Source organism: Bradyrhizobium sp. AUGA SZCCT0283, from assembly GCF_018130385.1.
In the GTDB taxonomy this organism is placed as follows: domain Bacteria; phylum Pseudomonadota; class Alphaproteobacteria; order Rhizobiales; family Xanthobacteraceae; genus Bradyrhizobium.
Map to the genome: position 1 here is coordinate 231,267 of NZ_JAFCLU010000004.1, position 21,513 is coordinate 252,779.

Here is a 21,513-nt window from a genome sequence, read left to right on the forward strand (position 1 = left end):
ACTATTCGAGCTGCATGCGGATTCCTTTGGCGCCATTGAGCAGCCGCTTTAAGTGAAAGCCGGCCAGAGCATCGTCGGCATGCAAGCCGACGAGCGCGGCGAAAGCCGGCATTGCTGCAGCATCGCCGGCCTCGAGTTTGGCGAAGGCGGCGGCATATTGTCCCGCAGCCGGCGCGTCGAAGCTCGCCGGTGATAAGGGTTCGTAGGCACGCAGCGGCTCGCTGCGGCCGCGCAGGATGAGGTCGCCGACCGGGCGTCCTCTGAAGTTCTCAGCCGCATTTGCTATCGTCGCGCTGACGCAAATCCGGGTGCCAAGAAACTTGTTCGCCGCCTCTAGCCTCGCCGCCGTGTTGATGGTGTCGCCGTAAGCGGTGTAGTCAAAGAAGCGGCTGCCGCCGAAATTGCCGACCAGTGCAGGACCGGCGTGAACGCCGATGCGGGTGGCGCCGAAATTCACGCCTTTCGCCTTCCACCGTTCGCGAAACGCCTCCGCCCATACGTCAAGCTGCTGCGCGCAGGCGATTGCGCGCGTCGCATAGTCGGGCTGGTCGCTGGGCGCATTGAACAGAACCTCGATCGCATCGCCGATCACCTTTGCCACGGTCCCCTCATGCGCGAAGACGACATCGGTCATTCCGGTCACATATTCGTTGAGCAGTTCCCCGAGGAGTTCGGGCGCGGCAGTCTCAACGAGCGAGGTGAAGCCGGTTATATCGGTGAAGATGACCGCAACGTCGCGCCAGGTCACCTCCGTGCGGTCGCCGACGCTGGCCGCAAGCCGCTTGGCGAGCTCGGGCGAGAAATAGCGGGAGAGCGAAGCATGGGCGCGCTCGGCTTCCGCCTGACGGCGACGTACCTCGCGCAGCATTTCGATGTGCCGCAGGGTCTTGTCGATCGTCGCTTCGAGATCGACGAAATCGATTGGCTTGGTCAGGAAATCGAACGCGCCGCGATTCATCGCGGTGCGGATGTTGCTCATGTCGCCGTAAGCCGACACGATAATGGTAGATTTCTTGTCCTCGGATTCTTGCAGCTTGGCGAGCAGCGACAAGCCGTCCATTCGCGGCATGTTGATGTCGGAGACCACCAAGTCGACGTGCGGATGCTCCTCGAGCGACTGCAACGCCTCCAGCCCGTCACGCGCAAACACGAAGCTGACCAAGCCCTCGCGGACCTGCCGTCGGAATTTCTGAAGGACCAGCGCCTCCAGATCCGGCTCGTCATCGACCACGAGGATTGTTGCGGTCATGCGGCTTGCTCGAGCCTGATATCGATCTCCTGGCGCAGCGCCACGAAATCGATCGGTTTGGTCAGAAGGTCAGTCGCGCCGTTCTCGAGTGCCTTGCGCCGGGTGTCGGCGTCGCCATAGGCTGTGATCATGATGACCGGCACGTCTGGCCGCATTTCCTTGACCTTCGGCAGCATTTCCAGCCCGGTCATGCCGGGCATATTGATGTCGGACAGGATCAGGATTAGCGAATGCTCGATGGTCGAGCCAACGCGCGCCAGCGCATCCGGCGCGGAACTGGCGAAGTCCATGACAAATCGCTGGGCGCGCAGTTCGCGGCGGAATTGCTGGCGGAACAACGCTTCCACGTCGGGCTCGTCGTCCACAACTAGAACCAGAACGCTCACGGCTGTCCTCTATATTTTTCTGCAAAATTGCTTGTTCGCGGCAACACGATGCGGAATTCGGTGAAATGGCCTTGTTCAGTATCCACGTCAATTGTGCCGCCATGTTGTTTCACGATGATGTCGTGGCTCATGGATAGGCCCAGCCCGGTCCCTTCGCCAGCCGGCTTGGTGGTGAAGAAGGGGTTGAACATCTTCTCACTTACTTCGGGGGGAATGCCGGTGCCGTTGTCGCGGATGCGAATTTCGACGCTTTCGCCTAGGTTTTTCGTGCTCGCACGCAACGTCGGCTCGAAGCCGGGCTCGGCGCCTTCCTTGTTGCGCTTGGTCACGGCGTAAAATCCGTTGGAGACGAGGTTGAGGAACACGCGGGTCATCTCCTGCGGGAACAGGTCGATCTGGCCCGCGGCGGGATCGAAATCGCGCTCCAGCGTTACATTGAAGCCGGGCTTCTCGGCGCGGGCGCCGTGATAGGCGAGGTTGAGACTCTCGTCGATCAGGGCGTTGATGTCGGACGGCCGGTGCTCGCCGCCGCCCTCGCGCGAATGCAGCAGCATGTTCTTGACGATGGAATCGGCACGCTTGCCGTGCTGCACCACCTTTTCCAGATTGTCCTTCAAAAGCCCCGTCAGCTCATCGACTTCGGCGCGGACCTTCTCCGCCAGCTCAGTCGGCTTGAGGACGTCGTTCAACTCTTCGGTCAACTCGGCCGAAAGGGCTGCGAAATTGTTGACGAAGTTGAGCGGATTCTTGATCTCATGCGCGATGCCGGCGGTGAGCTGGCCGAGCGAGGCGAGCTTTTCGGTCTGCACCAGGCGGTCCTGCGCGGTGCGGAGGTCGTCGAGGGATTTGGAGAGATCGTTGGTGCGTTGGCGCAGTTCGTTGAGCAGCCGGGCATTCTCGATGGCGATCACGGCTTGGGCCGCGAACTGTTTCAGAAGCGTGATCTGCTTCTCCGAGAAAGGCCGCTTATCCTGCCGGAAGATCATGACATTCCCGACGACGCGATCGTCCTTGAGCAGCGGCACGGCAAGCAGACTGCGCGCGCCCCCGACGTCGACCAAAGCGCGACGGTTTGGGTCGCCGCTGCGATAGGCCTCGGTGTCGATCAAATCGGTTATTTCGACATGCGGCTCGCCTCTTAGCAGACGGGCTGGCGCAGTGCCCGGGCCATAATCGATCGCCTGTCTTCGCCGGAATGCGTCGTAAGCCGGCGGAAGGCCGTAGGTGGCGGCCGTGTGGAACTGCGCACCATCGAAGGTGTTGAGGACGCCGAAATCGGCGCCACAGAGCTGCATAGCCTTGTTGAGCATGGCATCGAACACGGGAGCGAGGTCCCCGGCTGAGCTGCTGATGACGCTCAGGACTTCCGATGTCGCAGTCTGCTGCTCCAGCGACTCGGCCAGCTCGTGCGTTCTTGCCTGCACCTCCTCGAACAGCCGTACATTCCCGATGGCGATCACGGCCTGGTCGGCGAAGGTCTGCAGCAGGGCGATCTGCTTGTCGGTGAACGGATTCACCTCGGTGCGCCGAAGCAGTATCGTGCCGATGCTTTCGCCTTCCCGGAGCATCGGTACGCCCAGAATGGTGTGGCAGCCGTCTCGGCGCGACATCTCCTGTCCGGCGGGGAATTGCTCGCCCTCGGCTGAGAGAATGTCGCGCAGATGCACTGGCAAGCGATCTGCAATCGCCCGTCCCGATACCGAAGTACGGTCGTTTGGCCAGCGCCTTTGGTTCATCGGTATCGGACCGTGATGCGCGCTTAACAGCAGATCGTCGCCTTCCTTCAATACGACGACCGCATCATAAGCCGCGCAAAGGTCGCACGCGCTTTCGACAATGGCCTCAAGCGCTGGCACGATGTCGGTCGGCGAGGAGGCGATCACCTTCAGGATATTGGCGCTGCCAGTCTGATAGGTGAGGGCTTCCGACAGGTCGCGCGTCTTGGCCTGCACTTCATCGAACAGGCGGACATTGCCGATGGCGATCACCGCCTGGTCGGCGAAGGTCTGCAACAGGGCGATCTGCTTGTCGCTGAAGGCTACCGGTTCCAGGCGGCGCAGTGCGATCGCGCCGATGGCCTCTCCCTCCCGCAAGAGAGGTACGCTGAGCGTGCAGCGGTGACCCTGTTCGCGCGACTGCCGTTGCCCCTCTGGAAACTCCGCGGCCTCGGGAGCCTGAAAGTCGCGCACCTGCACCGGTACCTTGTCGACGACCGAGCGACCCGTGACCCACTGCCTGTTGATCGGGCGTGCATGTTGACCCGTCGGTATGGGTCCGTGATGGGCGCTGAAATGCAGATCGTCCCCGATCTTCAGCAGGACGTTGGCATCATAGGCATCGCAAAGCTCGCAGACGCTTTCGACAATGGCCTTGAGTGCCGGTTCGACGTCGGTCGGTGAGGACGCAATCACCTTGAGAATGTTGGCGCTTCCGGTCTGGTAGGTCAGCGCCTCCGAGAGGTCGCGGGACTTGGCCTGCACCTCGTCGAACAGCTTGACATTCTGGATCGCGATCACCGCCTGATCGGCGAAGGTTTGCAGGAGAGCGATCTGGCGCTCAGAGAAGGATCCTGCAACGGCCCGCGCTACCGCGATCGCTCCGATGGGATCACCGTCTCGCAGCAGCGGAACGGCCACGATGCTTCTATACGTTGCTGCGTCGGCAAGACCTCGGCCAGCATAGACAGGCTCTACAAGAACGTCCGGGATTTGAGCTACAGCGCGGTGTAGTATCGCCCTGCCGGTAGCGGTGTCCTCATCCGCCGGCCTTGGAACCAGCCGCTGGAAGGCTTTCAGACCTTCAGCGCTCAGACCATGGCCGGCAGCGAAGTGCATGAGGTTACCATCGAAACGCAGAACGAAGGAGAACTGGCCGTCGCATAGCCTCACCGCGCTCTCAGCGATCGTATCAAAGACCGGTTGGACGTCGGTTGGCGAACGCGAGATCACGCGCAGGATGTCGCCGGTTGCCGTCTGGTATTCGAGCGATTCGGTTAGTTCGCGCGTGCGCTGCTGAACCTCGTCAAACAGCCGTACGTTTTCGATCGCGATCACCGCCTGGTCGGCAAAGGTCGATACCAGTTCGATCTGCTTGTCCGTAAACGGCTGAACCGTCTTGCGGCCGAGAAACAGTACGCCAATCGGCTCCGTCTCGCGCATCATTGGAACGCCCAGCAGAGTCCGGAAACCTGCGGCCTTCTGCATGTCCAGATACGTATATTCGGGATCGGCCAGCACGTCAGGGATCTGAACGGCTTTCGCAGCAAGGAGCGCTCGCCCGATGACACTGCCGCGGCCGGGCTGCAGTCGATGCACATCGGCGACCCTGACCCAGTCGACCGGGAAATTGTAGTTGGTTGCGTGATAGAACCCGCGCTCGTCGCTGCGGGCGATAGCCGCCATATCCGCACTGCAAAGCTGCGCCGCCGATTCAGTCAGCGTGTCGAGCACCGTCTGCAGATCAAACGCCGAGCGGCTGATCACCTTCAATACGTTGGCAGTCGCCGTCTGCTGCTGTAGCGACTCGCTCAAATCCTCGGTGCGCTGCCGCAGCTGCTCGAAGAGACGGACGTTCTCGATCGCGATGACCGCCTGGTCGGCAAAGGTGTTGACGAGCTCAATCTGCTTTTCGGTAAATTCCTGGACGCTTCGACGGGCAATCACGATTACACCGATCGGCTCACGCTCGCGCAACAACGGCACGCCTAGCGCCGTGCGTTGACCGGCCAAGGTGGTCGACTCGCGCAGGGTATATTCGGGATCGCCTGCGACGTCGATGATTTGAACCGTGCGGCGCTCGAGGGCGGCCCGACCAGTAATCGTGTGGCGGTCGGGAGTAATCGGATGCGTTTCGAGGAATTCGGCGTATTCCCTGGAGAAACCTACGGAAGCGCCGGCTCTGTACACGTCGCCTTCGCGCCGCATGATGAACGCCATGTCGGCATTGCACAGTCGCGCAGCGGTCTGCACCAGCGTGTCGAGTACCGGCTGCAGATCGAATGTGGAACTGCTGATGGTTTTCAGGACTTCGCCAATCGCAGTCTGCTGCTGCAGGGATTCTGTCAACTCGCTGGTGCGCTGCTGGACGGCGTCGAACAATCTCACATTCTCGATGGCAATTACGGCCTGGTCGGCGAAGGTCTGGACGAACTCGATCTGCCTCGCGTTGAACGCCCCAACTGCGAAGCGGAACAGGTTAATGACGCCGAAGGTCTGTCCCTCGCGGACGAGCGGTACGCCGAGTGCTGCCCTGAAACCCATGAGCTTCTGCGCACTCAGGCGCTTGAAATCCGGATCGGCGAGCACATCGGGAATATGAATGGTATGGCCATCGACGATTGTTCGCCCAAACACCGAACCGCGATCCGGCTTGGTCGAGTAGCGGGAAAAATGCTCTCTCCATTCGGGCTCGCAGCCAAATGTCGCTGCAAGGCGGTACTCGTCGCCTTCCCGGTATCGTATCGTTCCGATGTCTGCCTCGCATAGCCGGCAGGCAGACGCGAGCAATGCATCGAGCACTGTCTGCAGATCAAATGCCGAGCGGCTGATGACCTTAAGTACGTCGGCAGTCGCAGTCTGCTGCTGCAGGGACTCGGTTAAATCACTCGTGCGTCGCTGAACCTCGTTGAACAGGCGGACGTTCTCGATGGCGATGACCGCCTGGTCGGCGAAGGTCTGGAGCAGTTGTACGTTTTGCGGAGCGAACGTACCGGGCTCGACCCGCGTAACGCTGATCATGCCGATCACGGTTCCGTTGTTCACCAGTGGGACAAACAACATGCTGCGAAAGCCGCGGGCGCGCGCGACATTTTTGATTTCGTTCGTCAGGGCTTCAGTATCGGGGGTCGGCACGACTTTGCCGGCTTGTGCCAACGCAAAGGCTTCGAAATCGGCAATCGGCCGCGGGAACGTATTCTTCAGTGTTTCGTCGGCGGCGGGATTGGTTGGTGTGAATGCCTCGAGGTAGGCAATTCCGTCAATGAAGCGGAAGACGGTCGTCGAAAAGCCGCCGAGCAAGGCATTGGCTCTTCTCGCGATGGCCTCGAATACCGGCCTTACCTCGGACGGCGAACTGGCGATGATCTTCAGAATGTCGGCGGTGGCGTTCTCGCGATCTTGTGCGGCGCGCAACTCGGCCGTCAGCCGGGCGTTCTCTTGCTGCAAATCCGCCACCACGTCCTGAGGAAGCGCGGGCATCGGATGAAATCCATATCGCCCGCTGCTTCACAGCGCGGGCAAAAAAAGCGGCCAGTCTGCAGCCTCATTATTCCATTACAGGATGGTTTCGGCCAGCCAAAATCCTGGATGCTTTACGCTAAATCGGTGGTGGGCCTCAGGTCCCCGGCCGCGAGACCTCGGTCTCCTTGCTGGTGTTGAGTTCCAGCCGCACGGGAATGCCCTCCTGCGTCTTCGCAATGCCGCGGTTGCCCTAACGTGCGCCGGTGAGAAAGCGCGTAATGGCGCCGCCGAATCGCGCGCTGTCCAGCGGTTCGGCGAGCGAGGCTTGCGCTGAAGTCACGACGCTATCGGGCGCATCGCCCTTGCGCACCATCTCGCAGCAGGCCAGCGCGAAGCCGACGGAGAATTCCGGGTGTGGCTGCACCGAGAGCGTGGTGCCGCCGGCGTAGAGCAGCCCGGCATGCGGCGTGAAATCCGAGGACAGGATCGTCTTGGCGCCCACTGGCGGCGTGATGACCTGATCCTGGTGTGAGCAGGCGATTGCGATGTGCGTGCCCTCGATCAGGCCATTGCCTGGCGCGACGTCGTAGACGTGCCGCCCGATGCCCCAGCCCTTCTCCGACTTGCGCACCGTGCCGCCCAACGCCTGCGCGATCAATTGATGGCCGAAGCAGACGCCGACCATCGGCACCTTGTTGTCGTGGGCTGTGCGCACGAATCCCTCGAGCGGCGCGATCCAGTCGAACGCGTCGTACACGCCGGCCGAGGAGCCGGTGATGAGGATCGCCTCCAGTCCTTCGATAGCCGGCAGCGGCTCGCCGGCGGGAATGCTGACGGTATTGAAAGTGACGGTGGCGTCGGCGGCGCCGATCATATGCTCGAACATCTGCGGATACGATCCGTGGAGCTCGCGATTTTTCGGGCTGACCAGTCCAGTCTCTAGGATCGTAATGCGCGGCATCAGTGACTATCTGGCAATCGGTTGCGTCGCCCCTCAGGTTCCCGGCCTTGAGACCTCGGTTTCCTTGCTGGTGATGAATTCCAGCAGCACCGGGACGCCTTCTTTGGTCTTCTGGATGCCGCGCCGGATGGCGGGGATGATGTCTTCCGGCTTGGTCACCCGCTCGCCATAGCCGCCGAAGGCGCGCGCCATCGCGGCGTAGTCGCCGGAGATATCGGTGGAGCGGTATTTCTCGGTCGAGATCGGCATCACCTTCAATTCGATCGCCATGGAGAAATTGTTCAGCAGGATCGACATGATCGGGATGCGCTCGCGCACGGCGGTCTCGAAGTCCATGCCGGTGAAGCCGATCGCGGCATCGCCCCAGACGTTGATGCAGAGCTTGTCGGGCTTTGCCAGCTTGGCGCCCATCGCAAGCCCAAGGCCGTAGCCGAGCTGCGTGGTCTTGCCCCAGCCGATATAGGAGAGCGGTTCGATCGATTTCCAGAACGGCGAGAGCTGGTCGCGCGGGCTGCCGGCATCGTGGGTGATGATGGTGTTGTTGATGTCGACGGTGTGCTGCAGATCCCACAGCACACGGTAGGGATTCAGCGGCGCGTCGTTATGCGTCAGCTTCGGCATCCATTTCGCCAGCCATTCCTTGTGGGAGGCTGCGATCTCCGCGGCGACCGCCGTCGCGTCGCGATCCGTCGTGACGGTCTTGCCGATCTCTTCCAATAGCGCGTCGAGTACGAGCCCGGCGTCGCCGACCAGGCCGATCCTGGCCTCGACATCCTTGTTGAGATGGTTGGGGTCGAGCGTCGAATGGATGATGGTCTTGCCCTTCGGCATGGCGATGCCGAATGACGTCTCGGTAAATGAGCAACCGATGCCGAAGATCACGTCGGCATCACCCAGAAATTTCGGCACCGCGCGCGGCACGGCGAGGCCGCCCGATCCCAGCGACAGCGGATGGGTTTCGGGAAAGGAGGATTTGCCGCCCAGGCTGGTCGTGACGGGGATAGCGAGGCGCTCGGCCAGCCGTTTGAGCTGCGGCCAGGCCTTGGCGTAGTGCACGCCCTGGCCGGCATAGATCACCGGGCGCTTCGCCGCGACAAGCAGGGCCGCCGCTTCCTTCACATGCAAGGGATCCGCGCCGTATCGGGTGCGCAGCACCGGCGTGTAGTTCAGCGGCTCCGGCACTTCTTCGTTCCACATGTCGGCCGGGATTTCGACGATCACCGGCCCGCCACGGCCGTTTTTCAGTTTGGTGAACGCGCGCCGGAAGATGTTGCAGACCTCGGCGGCGATATTGATCGGCTCGGACGATTTCGAGAACGCCTTCATCGCCTGGCTGGAGTTGAAGTTCGGGTCGATATGGGCGAGTCTGCGCGCATAGCCCATCGGCAGCACCAGCACGGGCACCGATTCGCCGTAACATTGCGCCACGCCGCCCATCGCGTTCTCGGCGCCCGGCCCATGTTGCATGCAGAACGCGCCGATCGATCGCCCTGAGGTGACGCGCGAGATCGCGTCCGCCATGTGAATGCCGATGCGCTCCTGGCGCACCATCACCGGGCGGATGTCGGCATTGGCGGCATATTCGATGAGATGATTGACCGGATAGCCGCAGAGGATTTCGATTCCCTCCCGCTTCATGATTTCCGCAATGGCGGCGCCGAGCTTCATGACGGTCTCTCCCCCTGGATTGCAGGCCGGTTCGGTCCGGCCGATTTGCGACAGTTGGAGCAGGATTTTACCGCCCGGTAAAGCGCGCGCGGCGCGTAGTGCGGAAGTGCTGATATGCGTTTTGCAACTTTGGGCCGGATCGAGAGAATATTGTTGCTGCGGGTGCCGTTCGCTCGATGCTGCCGCGTTGCGAAAGCGTCACAGCTGCGATCCAAGTGAAGCGGCATCACGTCATTGTCATTGCCGGGAAGGATTTTTGGAGTACCTGTGCTCATGCAACTGCATGAATCGCAGGATCGGAGACTTATAACTTATAAGGTGACTACGGTGCAAAAACTCATTCTTGGCTCGGCGGCAGGCTTGGTCGCCATGAGCGGGGCACAAGCGGCGGACCTCCCGGTCAAGGCCAAGGCCGTCGAATATGTCAGAATCTGTTCGCTTTACGGCGCCGGCTACTTCTACATCCCGGGCACCGACACCTGCATCAAGCTAGGCGGTTATCTGCGCGTCGACACCACCTTCAACGGCGGCGCCGCCCACGGCCAGCCGGCCTGGAATGGCAATTCTGGTCAGCAGAATCGCTACCGCGATAACTTCATCTCCCGTTCCCGCATGGCGTTCACGATCGATACCCGCACCGCCACCGAATACGGGGTGGTTCGTACGTTCGGCCAGGTGGACATCCAGTTCACGAGTCCCGACGGAACCGCAGCGTTTACCGGCGTCCCGAGTCCGTTCAGCATCGCGACCGAATATATGTTCATCCAGTTCGCCGGCTTCACCTTCGGCAAGTCCGCATCGGCCTATGCCACGCCGTGGCAGGGTTTCCCCGGCAATATCAATGCGAGCCTACTCGGGGGGCATACCACCGACACCGGCATCAACAACATCCAATACACCGCCGAATTCGGCAACGGTGTATCGGGCAGCATAGGCCTTGAAGAGCCGGTAGTATGGGATCGCACGTCGGTCTATAATTTGGGCATTCCCGGAGCGATCGGCGCCAACGGTACCGGCGCGAATGCCTATGCCGGAGTGCGCGCTCCCGACGTCGTTGGCAACATCCGCGTCGACCAGGCTTGGGGCTTGTTCCAGATTTCGGCGGCCGCGCATGAGGTGAGCGGTTCTTACAACATTCTGGGCGCTGGAGCTGCGCCGACTGTCCTGTCCGAAATCAGCGGTCACCCCGAGGCCAAGTGGGGAGGATCGGTGATGGCTGCGCTGCAGCTCAAGAACCTGCCCACCGGAGCCGGCGACGACATCAAGTTCGACGCGAGCTACGCAAAAGGCCGTACCAAAGCTGTGATCTCCACCAGTTCGGCATCGCCTAGTTTTGCGATGTCCGGCAGCAGCGGCTTTGCCTACGAGAGCGTTGGCTTTGGCGCCACGACGGACGGGGTCTACCTCCCCGGCGCCGGCGGCACCGGCGGTATCGTCCTGACCACGGCCTGGGGCGTCCGCGGCGCATTCAATCACAACTGGGACCCATACTGGTCGACCAGCCTGTTCGGCGGTTACTCCGCCGTCAGGTATGACGGTGGTGCGAACGATAATCTGCTGGGCGCGGGAACCACGACGGCCAAAGGCGCTTATTGCGCCGCCTTCGCCGCCAGCCACCCGGGTCAGGCCTTGGCCGGCAATGCCGCCGGTGCCTACACCTGTAACCCCGACTTCAACGTCTCGCAGCTCGGTGTCATTACCCGCTGGACCCCGGTCAAGAACCTGACGTTCTCGGGCGAAGTCCAATGGTTCCATCTCGACCAGAAGATGTCGGGCTCCTCGGTATTCGCGGCGACCGCTCCGAAGCCGTCCGCGCTCTACGAGTTCAAGGATCAGGACACGGTCCTGCTTCAGCTCCGCGCCCAGCGTAACTTCTGAGAACGACCTCCCGGACCGGGCCGTTGTGCCCGGTCCCTCGTTCAACGCCGCGGCGGGGCGGGCAACTACCTCGCTTCGCTGCGGCGACTGAACATCGCGGCCATCAGGCCGAGGATGTGATCCATGATACGGTGCTTCGCGGCCGCCGACCGGTAGGCGATACGCCGCTTGTCGGTCTCCTCGTGCAGGAGGCCGATGTAATTCCTTCCCGTTTTGCGCTTCTGCGCTGTCATCTGCCTCACTCTGCAAGACGCCGATCGGGCGACGATGGACGGGCGGTGCGCAATCGATGGTAAATTTTCCGTACCGTATGATTCCGGGTCGCGCGGATTCTTCGTCGGCCTTAATCGATCGTTCATTCTGTTCGTCAAGGCCTCTTCAACCGCTCTCGTCTAGAGTTTAACAAGTATGGCGCGGGAGTTCGGGGGAGCGTCGACAGGAGTTTGTCTATGCGTCGATTATTGGCACGATTTGTCGACGATGAGTGCGGTGCTACCGCCATCGAATATTGCCTCATTGCGGCCGGCATCAGCATCGTGATCGTCACCGCGGTGAACGGTGTCGGCAGCATGCTGAGCACGAAATTCGTCGACGTCAGCGCCTCGATCAAGTAGCGGGGGTTCGGCGGCCTCCACCCATGCAGGAGCCGCTGCTCGGGCCACCCCCGACAGGGGCGGGGGCAGCGATTGGAGCCGGCTAGTCTTCTTTCCCGTCCGCGTTGAGCGCCCGCATCACAGCGATCCGCGCGAACATCAGCCAGCCACCGCCGGTCTCGGCCGCATTGATCAGATTCTCGACCGCGGTCTGCCAGTGCGCCTCGTGCTGCACTTTTTCCGGCAATGCCATGACATAGTCGGCGGCCTGCTGCAGCGTCACGAGCCTGCGGCCGCCGCGAAGCGGTATCGGGTCATCGAACGGGGTTGACCAGGGCATCGCGCGCTAGATGATGCTATGGCGCTCCTTGCCCAATCATCCGGCCTTCTTGGTGCGGGCGGCTGATCGCACCGGCTTCTCGGCCTTCTTCGGCGCTTCCTTAACTGTTTCCTTGGCCGTCTCCTTGGCGGCGCGCTTGCCGCCGCCGCTGATCGGCAACAGCATCTCGCGCTGGCCGGCAGCGGCCTTCTTCGGCTTCTTGCCTTTGTTTTTGGCGGCGGCAGGGGCGGCCTGCTTTTCGCTGGCGAGGCTGCGCTTGAGCGCGTCCATCAGGTTGATGACGTTGCCGGCCGTTTTCGGTGCAGCCTTCGCTGTGGTGCTCAGGCCGTTGCGCTTCTTGTTGATCAGGTCGATCAGCGCCTGCTCGTAACGGTCCTCGAACTGCTCGGGGTCGAATGAAGCGGATTTCTGCTCGACGATATGCCTTGCCAGATCAAGCATATCCTTGGTGATCTTCACGTCCTGGATATCGTCGAAATATTCCGTCTCGCTGCGCACCTCGTAGGGGTAACGCAGCAGCGTTCCCATCAGTCCCTTGTCGAGCGGCTCCAGCGCGATGATGTGCTCGCGGTTGGTCAGCACCACGCGTCCGATCGCGACCTTGTTCATGCTGCGGATGGTTTCGCGGATCACCGCGAATGCGTCGTGGCCGACCTTGCCGTCCGGCACGAGGTAGTAGGGCCGAATCAGATAGCGGCCGTCGATATCGGATCTCGGAACGAATTCGTCGATCTCGATGGTGCGGGTCGATTCCAGCGCGATGTCTTCTAGCTCGTCCTTCGACACCTCAATGTAGGTGTCGGTGTCGATCTTGTAGCCCTTCATGATGTCGTCGTTGGCAACTTCCTCGCCGGTCTCGGCGTCGACCTTGGCGTATTTGATGCGGTGGCCGGTCTTGCGGTTGATCTGGTTGAACGAGACCTTCTCCGTATCCGACGTCGCCGGATAGAGGGCGACCGGACAGGTCACGAGCGAAAGACGCAGAAAACCCTTCCAATTGGCGCGGGGGGCCATGGCTACTCCGAAAAAAACGCAACAGACGACCGGCAAGGATACCATCGGATGCTCCCGTCTCAAACACGGCGGGACACGGAATCGCGGAACGGCGTTAACCGCCGAACGGCCCCGTTCTGCGGCCGGCCTGCGACCTTTTTGCCGCTGCTGCCGCGTGGCGCGGCCCAAAGGGTCGGAACATCACTTCCGATCATGCGTTGCTTTAACCGGCGGTGTCGACGCATTCGCTGGCATTACAGGCACTTACTCGAAGAGGTCCCCATGGCAACGCAACGACATGGCCAAATCATCGAAACCCCGACCGAGGCGCGCCAGGCCGAACCCGGCCCGTCGGTGCTCGCGCTCCTGACGGTTTCGACCGGGCTCGCGGTCCTGATCCTGGGCATCGTCTGGTTCGTATTCTTCCGCACGTGAGCGACCGACCGGGTGACGCGATCGGGCTCGCCCGCCGCCTGGGGACGGGAAGCGTGCCGCCTTTTCGGAAGTTGTCGACGCATGCGACCTGCCGGGCCCCCCTTGGGGCGGTTAATTGGCCATGCTAGGCGTTCGGCTTGCGGCCATGCCCGGCCGCCGAATGCGTTATGACGAAAAAGTAACATTGCCCTGTGCCCTCGTTCATGGCCCGTTCACGCCGGTGGGCCTCATCTTGAGATCTGATATCGTGGGGCTCATTTTTGGAGGCCAGCTTGCGCCTGCTCGTTGTTGAGGACGATCCGGATCTCAACCGTCAGCTTACGACGGCTTTGACGGATGCCGGTTATGTGGTCGATCGCGCGTTCGACGGTGAGGAAGGGCATTTCCTCGGTGACAGCGAACCTTATGACGCCGTCGTGCTCGACATCGGGCTGCCCAAGATGGACGGTATCTCGGTTCTGGAGGCGTGGCGCCGCGGCGGCCGCGCGATGCCGGTCCTGATCCTCACCGCGCGCGACCGCTGGAGCGACAAGGTGCAGGGGTTTGACGCCGGCGCCGACGACTACGTCGCCAAGCCGTTTCACCTCGAAGAAGTACTGGCGCGAATTCGCGCGCTGCTGCGCCGCTCCACCGGCCACGCCCAGTCCGAACTGACCTGCGGTCCGGTCTCGCTGGATACGCGCACCGGCCGCGTCAGCGTCTCCGGCAATCCGATCAAGATGACCTCGCACGAATATCGCCTGCTGGCCTACCTGATGCATCATACCGGGCGCGTGGTGTCGCGCACCGAACTGGTCGAGCATCTCTACGACCAGGACTTCGACCGCGACTCCAACACCATCGAAGTGTTCGTCGGCCGCATCCGCAAGAAACTCGACGTCGACATCATCCAGACCGTGCGCGGGCTTGGCTATCTGCTGACGCCGCCGTCACCCGGCACCTGATGAGCCTTGCTCTTTTATTCGAGCATGATCTTATCCGAAGGCCAGTCTCCATCCGCAGGATTGGAGCCTGGGGATACGCTTTTCGGGACCTTGCTCTGATGCGCGGAAGTTCGCTCGCCACGCGGTTGTTCCTGTCGGCGACCGCGTGGGTGGTCGTGATCCTGGTCATAACAGGCGTGATCCTGTCGTCGGTCTATCGGAACGCGACCGAGCGCGCCTTCGACCGCCGCCTCAACCTCTACCTCCGCACCCTGATCGCCGAAGTCGCGACCCCGGACGAGCCGCCCGACCACCAGTTCCAGTCGCTCGGTGAGCCGCTGTTCGAATTGCCCCTGTCGGGCTGGTACTGGCAGATCGTCCGTACCGACGAGAAGGCCGAGACGCGGGCGTCGCGTTCGCTATGGGACAAGAAGCTGCCGAAGCTCGAGGAGATCGGCGCGGAGCTGACCCCGGCCGGCATCCGTCTCGGTTACGTCGACGGGCCCGAGGGCCAGAGTCTGCGGATCGTCGAGCGGCCGGTCGACCTCGGTGTCGACGGCAAATTCCTGGTCAGCGTGGCGGGTGACGCATCGGAGATTTTCGACGAGATCCGTGCCTTCGACTATTACCTCGGCGGCACCTTCGCCGCGCTCGGTATCGTGCTGCTCCTGACCACGATCTTCCAGGTCCGTTTCGGGCTGGCGCCGCTCAAGCGCATTTCGGAATCGATCGCCGACATCCGCTCCGGCCGCGCCGAACGGCTGGAAGGCGAGTTTCCCGTCGAGATCGCGCCTCTGGCGCGCGAGACCAACGCGCTGATCGACGCCAACCGCGAGATCGTCGAGCGCGCGCGTACCCATGTCGGCAATCTCGCCCACGCCATCAAGACGCCGCTCTCCGTCATCGTCAACGAGGCTTCCGCCCATGCGGTAGATCCCTTTGCCAGCAAGGTCTTGGAGCAGGCCGATGTGATGCGGGATCAAGTGGCGCATCATCTGGAACGGGCGCGCATCGCCGCGCGCGTCACCATCGTCGGTACCGTCACCGAGGTCGCGCCCGCCATCGAGGCGCTGCGGCGGACCATGGAAAAGATCCATCGCGATCGCGGCATCACGATCGCGGCGAAGGCCGATCCCTTGGCCAAGTTCCGCGGCGAGCGCCAGGACCTCGAGGAGATGGCCGGCAATCTGGTCGACAATGCCTGCAAATGGGCGGCCTCGCAGGTCTTCATCGAGGTGAGGGTGGAGCCGCCGTCAGAGCCCCGTACCGGGCCCCGGCTCCGGATCATTGTCGATGACGATGGCCGCGGATTGTCCGCCGCCGAGCGCGCGCAGGTGTCCCGGCGTGGCCAGCGCCTGGACGAGTCCAAGCCGGGGTCCGGGCTCGGGCTTTCGATCGTGGTCGATCTCGCCGGCCTCTATGGCGGCAGCCTTGTCCTGGGCGACGCCCCGATCGGCGGGTTGCGGGCGGAACTGGTGCTGCCGGGGGTCTGAACGCCTCGCCGGCCGATTACCTGTGGTTGAGGGGGCGGTATCCGGCAATGCCCGGGGTTGATTTCGTTATTCCTAAACGACTTCTTAACGCGCACGCTTCTAGGATTGGCGGCGGACGCGCCTTGCCGTCCGCATGACACACGCATATCCACACCAGGCCAATGAGCCAGACATCGACCGAGCGGCTGAGGGACTATCTCGCCCAGCTCCCGCCCCAATCGCAGGCGCTGCTGATGCGGGAGTTCGAGCGCGCCATTGAGCGCGGCGAGGACATAGCCGTCGCCAATTTCGTGCTCGAGCAACTTCGCAAGGTCGTGCGCGGAACCGAGGAAGACGACGAGGCGCGTCCGCGGACCGACGATCCGGCGCGCCTGTTGTATGGTCCGCTCGAGCCTTTTCTCGTCGAGAGCAATTTTCCCGTCAGGGCCGGCCAGGTCCGGCGTGCGTCGCTGTTGCCGATCTGGCAATGGCTGGGCCGCGACGGGGCACCCGATGCCGCGCGCGCATTCGAAACCGCGCTCGCCGAGATCAGGCAGAGCGGCAGCAACGCCGGCCTCGAAGGCGCCACCCGCAAGTTCCAGCTCGCCGCAGCCGACGCGATCATCAAGATCGCCACGCCGGTCCCGGGCGACGACAGGCAGCGGGCGCTCGCCCGTATCGGCCCGCCCAATGTCGTCGAGGACTTGTTGTCGATCGGAGGCGTGCTGCGGGCGCGCGAGACGCTGGACACGCTCGGCAGCCGAATGCCCGGCCAAATGCGGGTGTTTTCGGAATCCCAGATTGCCTCGGTGGGGGCGGCGCTCAACGTTCCCTCGTTGCAGACGCCGCAATTGCTGCCGTTCGCGCTGTCGCTGATCATGCAGCGGCTGGCGCAGCCGTGGCAGATCATCCGTCTTGCGATCAAGATGGCGGCATCCGATGACGAGATTCGCGTGGCTGCCACGCCCTACGGCATCGCCGTCACGATCGCGCTGCACGATCTCTCGTTCCTCACGGCCTGCCTGCGGACGGACATCAGGCGCGGCCATTTCGACAATGTCGGCGAGCAACTGAAAGTCCTGCATGATGGCGTGCGCGGGCTGCGCACCGAACTCGATCTGCGCAACGATTCCGCATGGGGCCGCCAGCTCACCTCGATCCGCGCCGATATTTCCAATTCGCTGCAGTCGGAGATCGAGAGCGTGCCCGGCCGGGTCCGCCGGATCCTGCGCCAGCGCGCCGACAAGGATATCGCTGCCGCGCCGAAGATCGACGCCGCGGAGGTCGAAGAGATCGCCGCCCTGATCGACTTCGTGGCGGTTTGCCGCACCTATGCCAGCGAACTCGCCATCAACGAGGTGACCTTGCGGACCTATTCCGACCTGCAGCACTACGTCGAGCGATCCACCGAGAGCCTCGTGCAGGCGCTGCGCGGCGGCGACACCAAGGCGCGCGCCTACCGCCAGATGCAGGCCCAGGCGGCGATCCGCTTCTGCGAAATCCTGTTCGGCCATGACTATGCGTCGCTGATGAGCCGGGCGGCCGAAAATGCCGTGATCGGCGAGCGCAAATCGACCAGGGCCAGTTAGTGTGCTTTCCAGCGAAGCGGGTACCGGTTCGCGTCAAAAATCCGGAGCCCGATTCCGATCGATCGGAACGGAAAAGCTCCAGGCTCGCGCATTCCGCTGAATCCCCGCCGACCTGACCGCCCATTCGGGTGGTTTTCTGCCGCAATTGTCAATTGCCGGGCTTGCCGCCGGTGGTGTAAAGCGGCGCATCGACGCTTGCCAGAAAGCGTCGTTCCGCCCGGGAACTGCTTGATGACGCTGTGGTTTGTGTTCGCGCTGATGACGGTCGCGGCGATCTTTGCCGTGCTCTGGCCGTTGAGCCGCGGCTCTTCGGCGCTGGCCGGCGGCAGCGAGGCCGCCGTCTACAAGGATCAGCTTGCCGAGATCGAGCGCGATGTCGCCGCGGGTCTGATCGGCGTGTCCGAGGCCGAGGCCGCGCGTGTTGAAATAGGCCGCCGTCTGCTGGCTGCCGCGGACGGCCAGCGCGACTTGCCGGCGCGGTCGAACCTTGGTCTGCGCCGCGCCTCGGCCATCGTGGCGCTGGCGGGGTTGCCGATCGCGGCGATGACGCTCTACCTCGCGCTCGGATCGCCGTGGCTCGGTGATTTTCCGCTGGCCTCGCGCACGCGCGCCGCGGACGCCAACCAGCCGCTCGACAACATGGTGGCGCAGGTCGAAGCGCATCTCGAAAAAAATCCGACAGATGGCCGCGGCTGGACCGTGCTGGCGCCGGTGCTGGCGCGTCTCGGCCGTTACGATGACGCGGTCCGGGCCTATCGTAACGTCATCAATTACGCCGGCGACAGCGCCGAGCGCCGCTCCGATCTCGGTGAAGCCCTTGCAATTGTGGCGGGTGGCGTCGTCACGGCGGAGGCCAAGGCCGAATTCGAACGCGCGGTCGCACAGAACGCCGACGAGCCCAGGGCAAACTATTTCCTCGGGCTCGCCGCCGAACAGGATGGTCGCCAGGCCGACGCCGCCGCGATCTGGCGCGCGATGCTCGCCAAGGCGCCGGCCGACGCGCCATGGCGGCCGCTGGTCCAGGCGGCGCTGACGCGGGTAGGTGGACCCGCTGCACCGGCGCTCTCCAACGATGCGATGGCTGCCGCCAAGGACCTGAATGAAGATGACCGTGGGGCGATGATCCGTGGCATGGTCGATCGGCTCGCGACGCGCCTGAAGCAGAACGGCGACGATGTCGAGGGATGGTTGCGGCTGATGCGGGCCTATATGGTGATGGGGGAACGCGACAAGGCGGCGAGCGCGCTTGTCGAGGCGCGCCAGGCGGTCGCCAACGATGCGGAACGCTTGCGCCAGCTCAATGAGGGCGTGAAGAATCTCGGGCTTGGTGGGTGAGGCAGGATGCCGGAACCCAAAGGCGAGGACAGAGGATAGAAATGACGCGCAAGCAACGGCGTTTGACCATGATCGGCGGCTCGCTCGCGGTGCTCGCAATCGCCGCGGCGCTGGTCTTGAACGCGATGCGCGACTCCATCGTGTTCTTTTCCACGCCGACGATGGCGGCCGAGAAACAGATCCCGCCCGGCAAGCGGTTCCGCCTTGGCGGCCTGGTGCAGCCGGGCTCGCTGGTGCGCGGCGACAATCTCGCGGTCAATTTCAGCGTCGCCGACGGCAGCGCCACGCTGCCGGTCGCCTACAAGGGAATTTTGCCGGACCTGTTCCGTGAAGGGCAGGGCGTCGTCGCCGAAGGCGCGCTGGATGCCTCCGGCGTGTTCAGGGCCGATACCGTGCTGGCCAAGCATGACGAGACCTACATGCCCAAGGACGTCGCCGACGCCTTGAAGAAACAGGGACACTGGAAGGACGATTACGGCGCAAAGCCGGGCGCTCCGGCTGCGTCCGCGCCGGTCCAGGGGGCCTCGAAGTGATCGCGGAAGCCGGGCATTACGCGCTGGTGCTGGCGCTCGGACTGGCGCTGATCCAGTCCACCGTGCCGTTGCTCGGCGCGCGCTGGGGCGATCATGCCTTGATGAACGTCGCGCGCTCCACCGCGCTCGCGCAATTGCTGTTCGTGGCGGCCTCGTTCACGGCGCTGGTGATGCTGCACGTCGTCTCGGATTTCTCCGTCGTCAACGTGTTCGAGAACTCGCACTCGATGAAACCGCTGCTCTACAAGATTACCGGCGTGTGGGGTAATCACGAGGGATCGATGCTGCTGTGGGTGTCTATCCTGGCGCTGTTCGGCGGCCTGGTCGCCGCCTTCGGCAACAATTTGCCGCTGTCGCTGCGCGCGCACGTGCTGGCGGTGCAGGGCTGGATCGCGGCCGCGTTCTATCTGTTCATCCTGGTCACCTCGAATCCGTTCCTGCGCATCGCAAGCCCCCCGATCGAGGGCCGTGACCTCAACCCGGTGCTGCAGGACATCGGCCTCGCGGTGCATCCGCCGATGCTCTATCTCGGCTATGTCGGGTTCTCGATCTCGTTCTCGTTTGCGGTTGCCGCCCTGATCGAAGGCCGCATCGATGCCGCCTGGGCGCGCTGGGTGCGGCCGTGGACGCTTATGGCGTGGATATTCCTCACGCTTGGCATCGCGATGGGTTCGTACTGGGCCTATTACGAGCTCGGCTGGGGCGGCTGGTGGTTTTGGGACCCGGTCGAGAATGCTTCTCTGATGCCCTGGCTCGCCGGCACGGCGCTGCTGCATTCCGCCGTCGTGATGGAAAAGCGCAACGCGCTGAAGGTCTGGACCATCCTGCTGTCGATCCTGACCTTCTCGCTGTCGCTGCTCGGCACCTTCCTGGTGCGCTCAGGCGTGCTGACGTCGGTGCATGCGTTCGCGACCGATCCGGCGCGTGGCGTGTTCATCCTGCTGATCCTTTGCCTCTTCATCGGCGGCAGCCTTTCCCTTTATGCGTGGCGCGCGTCGGCGCTGAAGCAAGGCGGGCTGTTCGCGCCGATCTCGCGCGAGGGCGCGCTGGTGCTCAACAACCTCTTTCTCACCACGGCCTGCGCTACCGTCTTCATCGGAACGCTGTATCCGCTCGCGCTGGAGGTTGTGACCGGCGACAAGATTTCGGTCGGCGCGCCGTTCTTCAACCTGACCTTCGGACCTCTGTTCGTGCCGCTGATGGCGGCGATGCCGTTCGCGCCGCTATTGGCATGGAAGCGCGGCGATCTGCTCGGCGCGGCGCAGCGGCTGACGGCAGCCGGCATCGCGGCGCTGATCGCCATCGCCCTGCTGTGGGCGTGGACCCGGGGTGGTGCCACGTTCGCACCGCTCGCGATCGGGCTCGCAGTCTTTGTCATCGCGGGTGCGCTGAGCGACCTTGCCGATCGCACGGCGCTGTTTCGTGCGCCCCTGGTGACCGCCATGGCCCGCGCGCGTGGATTGCCGCGCGCGACCTGGGGCACGGCGTTCGCGCATGCCGGCGTCGGCATCGCCCTGATCGGGATCGTCTGCGAAACCACCTGGAACAGCGAATATATCGGCTCGATGAAGCCGAACGATGTCGCCAAGGTCGCCGGCTACCAGTTGAAGCTCGATGGCGTGACGCAGCGGCAGGGGCCGAATTTCCGCGAGATGATTGCCCAGTTCACGGTCAGCCTCGACGGAGAGACGCTGCGGGTGATGACGCCATCGAAGCGCAATTTCACCACGCGCGGTTCGTCGACCACCGAGGCCGCGCTGCTGACCCGCGGCGCCAGCCAGCTTTACGTTTCGCTCGGCGAAACCAACGCCGAGGGCGCCATCGCCGTGCGCATCTATCACAAGCCGCTGGTGCTGCTGATCTGGTGGGGACCGGTCTTGATGGCCTTCGGCGGCCTGTTGTCGCTCTCGGACCGGCGGCTGCGCGTCGGCGCGCCAAAGCCTGCCAAGGCTGCCCGCGCGCTGCAGCCGGCGGAGTGAGC

Annotated in this window: 17 protein-coding genes; 9 read left to right on the forward strand and 8 right to left on the reverse strand. The window is 63.2% G+C overall.

All coding sequences use genetic code 11. The features are described from left to right. Position 1: 1 nt before the first annotated feature. From JQ624_RS08430 to JQ624_RS08460, 5 genes are all read right to left on the reverse strand, one after another. The gene (locus JQ624_RS08430) at positions 2 to 1,249 is read right to left on the reverse strand and encodes an adenylate/guanylate cyclase domain-containing protein (RefSeq protein ID WP_212418398.1); all 1,248 of its coding nucleotides are present in this window, start codon (positions 1,247 to 1,249) and stop codon (positions 2 to 4) included. Continuing rightward, positions 1,246 to 1,635 carry a response regulator gene (locus JQ624_RS08435; RefSeq protein WP_212418399.1) on the reverse strand — a complete coding sequence of 130 codons (390 nt, stop codon included), beginning with the start codon at positions 1,633 to 1,635 and terminating at the stop codon, positions 1,246 to 1,248. The genes JQ624_RS08430 and JQ624_RS08435 overlap by 4 nt, the downstream gene beginning before the upstream one ends. Beyond that, positions 1,632 to 6,830: a GAF domain-containing protein gene (locus JQ624_RS38490; RefSeq protein WP_249129544.1), complete on the reverse strand. Its 5,199-nt coding sequence runs from the start codon at positions 6,828 to 6,830 to the stop codon at positions 1,632 to 1,634. The genes JQ624_RS08435 and JQ624_RS38490 overlap by 4 nt, the downstream gene beginning before the upstream one ends. Before the next feature lie 232 nt (positions 6,831 to 7,062). Then, positions 7,063 to 7,773: a type 1 glutamine amidotransferase gene (locus tag JQ624_RS08455; protein ID WP_212418400.1), complete on the reverse strand. Its 711-nt coding sequence runs from the start codon at positions 7,771 to 7,773 to the stop codon at positions 7,063 to 7,065. A 33-nt stretch (positions 7,774 to 7,806) separates the two neighbouring features. Continuing rightward, on the reverse strand, positions 7,807 to 9,441 hold the full coding sequence (locus JQ624_RS08460; RefSeq protein ID WP_212418401.1) for a thiamine pyrophosphate-requiring protein: 1,635 nt from the start codon (positions 9,439 to 9,441) through the stop codon (positions 7,807 to 7,809). A gap of 327 nt (positions 9,442 to 9,768) precedes the next feature. Here JQ624_RS08460 and JQ624_RS08465 point away from each other — a divergent pair, with 327 nt between their 5' ends. Then, complete coding sequence (locus JQ624_RS08465) at positions 9,769 to 11,319, forward strand: porin (RefSeq protein ID WP_312014392.1); 1,551 nt, start codon at positions 9,769 to 9,771, stop codon at positions 11,317 to 11,319. 65 nt (positions 11,320 to 11,384) lie between these two features. On the opposite strand, the gene JQ624_RS08470 is transcribed toward JQ624_RS08465, so the two are convergent. After that, positions 11,385 to 11,552, reverse strand: a complete 168-nt coding sequence (locus JQ624_RS08470; protein WP_212418403.1) for a hypothetical protein — start codon at positions 11,550 to 11,552, stop codon at positions 11,385 to 11,387. 216 nt (positions 11,553 to 11,768) lie between these two features. Between JQ624_RS08470 and JQ624_RS08475 the strand changes: the two genes are divergently transcribed. Beyond that, positions 11,769 to 11,933, forward strand: coding sequence for a Flp family type IVb pilin (locus JQ624_RS08475; protein WP_212418404.1), 165 nt, complete (start codon positions 11,769 to 11,771; stop codon positions 11,931 to 11,933). Positions 11,934 to 12,015: 82 nt separating this feature from the next. Here JQ624_RS08475 and JQ624_RS08480 read toward each other — a convergent pair whose 3' ends face one another. Both JQ624_RS08480 and JQ624_RS08485 read right to left on the reverse strand, forming a co-directional pair. Beyond that, positions 12,016 to 12,252: a hypothetical protein gene (locus JQ624_RS08480; protein ID WP_212418405.1), complete on the reverse strand. Its 237-nt coding sequence runs from the start codon at positions 12,250 to 12,252 to the stop codon at positions 12,016 to 12,018. A gap of 36 nt (positions 12,253 to 12,288) precedes the next feature. Next, on the reverse strand, positions 12,289 to 13,266 hold the full coding sequence (locus JQ624_RS08485) for a Ku protein (protein ID WP_212418406.1): 978 nt from the start codon (positions 13,264 to 13,266) through the stop codon (positions 12,289 to 12,291). Positions 13,267 to 13,527: 261 nt separating this feature from the next. Between JQ624_RS08485 and JQ624_RS08490 the strand changes: the two genes are divergently transcribed. The 7 genes from JQ624_RS08490 (at position 13,528) to JQ624_RS08520 (ending at position 21,511) form a co-directional block, all read left to right on the forward strand. Then, the gene (locus JQ624_RS08490; protein WP_212418407.1) at positions 13,528 to 13,680 is read left to right on the forward strand and encodes a hypothetical protein; all 153 of its coding nucleotides are present in this window, start codon (positions 13,528 to 13,530) and stop codon (positions 13,678 to 13,680) included. 272 nt (positions 13,681 to 13,952) lie between these two features. Continuing rightward, the gene (locus JQ624_RS08495) at positions 13,953 to 14,624 is read left to right on the forward strand and encodes a response regulator transcription factor (protein WP_212418408.1); all 672 of its coding nucleotides are present in this window, start codon (positions 13,953 to 13,955) and stop codon (positions 14,622 to 14,624) included. Between the two features lie 98 nt (positions 14,625 to 14,722). Then, positions 14,723 to 16,096: a sensor histidine kinase gene (locus JQ624_RS08500; protein WP_212418409.1), complete on the forward strand. Its 1,374-nt coding sequence runs from the start codon at positions 14,723 to 14,725 to the stop codon at positions 16,094 to 16,096. A gap of 161 nt (positions 16,097 to 16,257) precedes the next feature. Then, entirely contained in the window at positions 16,258 to 17,664 is a 1,407-nt protein-coding gene (locus JQ624_RS08505) for a hypothetical protein (protein WP_212418410.1), read from the forward strand. Between the two features lie 231 nt (positions 17,665 to 17,895). Beyond that, positions 17,896 to 18,999: a c-type cytochrome biogenesis protein CcmI gene (ccmI, locus tag JQ624_RS08510; protein ID WP_212418411.1), complete on the forward strand. Its 1,104-nt coding sequence runs from the start codon at positions 17,896 to 17,898 to the stop codon at positions 18,997 to 18,999. Between the two features lie 41 nt (positions 19,000 to 19,040). Beyond that, positions 19,041 to 19,532, forward strand: coding sequence for a cytochrome c maturation protein CcmE (gene ccmE, locus JQ624_RS08515; protein ID WP_212418412.1), 492 nt, complete (start codon positions 19,041 to 19,043; stop codon positions 19,530 to 19,532). Next, positions 19,529 to 21,511: a heme lyase CcmF/NrfE family subunit gene (locus JQ624_RS08520; RefSeq protein ID WP_212418413.1), complete on the forward strand. Its 1,983-nt coding sequence runs from the start codon at positions 19,529 to 19,531 to the stop codon at positions 21,509 to 21,511. The genes ccmE and JQ624_RS08520 overlap by 4 nt, the downstream gene beginning before the upstream one ends. Positions 21,512 to 21,513 lie beyond the last annotated feature (2 nt).

What these genes read in the sequence shown, in the direction of transcription:
- JQ624_RS08430 (WP_212418398.1), bottom strand. Translation starts at nt 1,249, where the DNA reads ATGACCGCAACAATCCTCGTGGTCGATGACGAGCCGGATCTGGAGGCG.
- JQ624_RS38490 (WP_249129544.1), bottom strand. Translation starts at nt 6,830, where the DNA reads ATGCCCGCGCTTCCTCAGGACGTGGTGGCGGATTTGCAGCAAGAGAAC.
- JQ624_RS08455 (WP_212418400.1), bottom strand. Translation starts at nt 7,773, where the DNA reads ATGCCGCGCATTACGATCCTAGAGACTGGACTGGTCAGCCCGAAAAAT.
- JQ624_RS08460 (WP_212418401.1), bottom strand. Translation starts at nt 9,441, where the DNA reads ATGAAGCTCGGCGCCGCCATTGCGGAAATCATGAAGCGGGAGGGAATC.
- JQ624_RS08470 (WP_212418403.1), bottom strand. Translation starts at nt 11,552, where the DNA reads ATGACAGCGCAGAAGCGCAAAACGGGAAGGAATTACATCGGCCTCCTG.
- JQ624_RS08475 (WP_212418404.1), top strand. Translation starts at nt 11,769, where the DNA reads ATGCGTCGATTATTGGCACGATTTGTCGACGATGAGTGCGGTGCTACC.
- JQ624_RS08480 (WP_212418405.1), bottom strand. Translation starts at nt 12,252, where the DNA reads ATGCCCTGGTCAACCCCGTTCGATGACCCGATACCGCTTCGCGGCGGC.
- JQ624_RS08485 (WP_212418406.1), bottom strand. Translation starts at nt 13,266, where the DNA reads ATGGCCCCCCGCGCCAATTGGAAGGGTTTTCTGCGTCTTTCGCTCGTG.
- JQ624_RS08490 (WP_212418407.1), top strand. Translation starts at nt 13,528, where the DNA reads ATGGCAACGCAACGACATGGCCAAATCATCGAAACCCCGACCGAGGCG.
- JQ624_RS08500 (WP_212418409.1), top strand. Translation starts at nt 14,723, where the DNA reads ATGCGCGGAAGTTCGCTCGCCACGCGGTTGTTCCTGTCGGCGACCGCG.
- JQ624_RS08505 (WP_212418410.1), top strand. Translation starts at nt 16,258, where the DNA reads ATGAGCCAGACATCGACCGAGCGGCTGAGGGACTATCTCGCCCAGCTC.
- ccmI (WP_212418411.1), top strand. Translation starts at nt 17,896, where the DNA reads ATGACGCTGTGGTTTGTGTTCGCGCTGATGACGGTCGCGGCGATCTTT.
- ccmE (WP_212418412.1), top strand. Translation starts at nt 19,041, where the DNA reads ATGACGCGCAAGCAACGGCGTTTGACCATGATCGGCGGCTCGCTCGCG.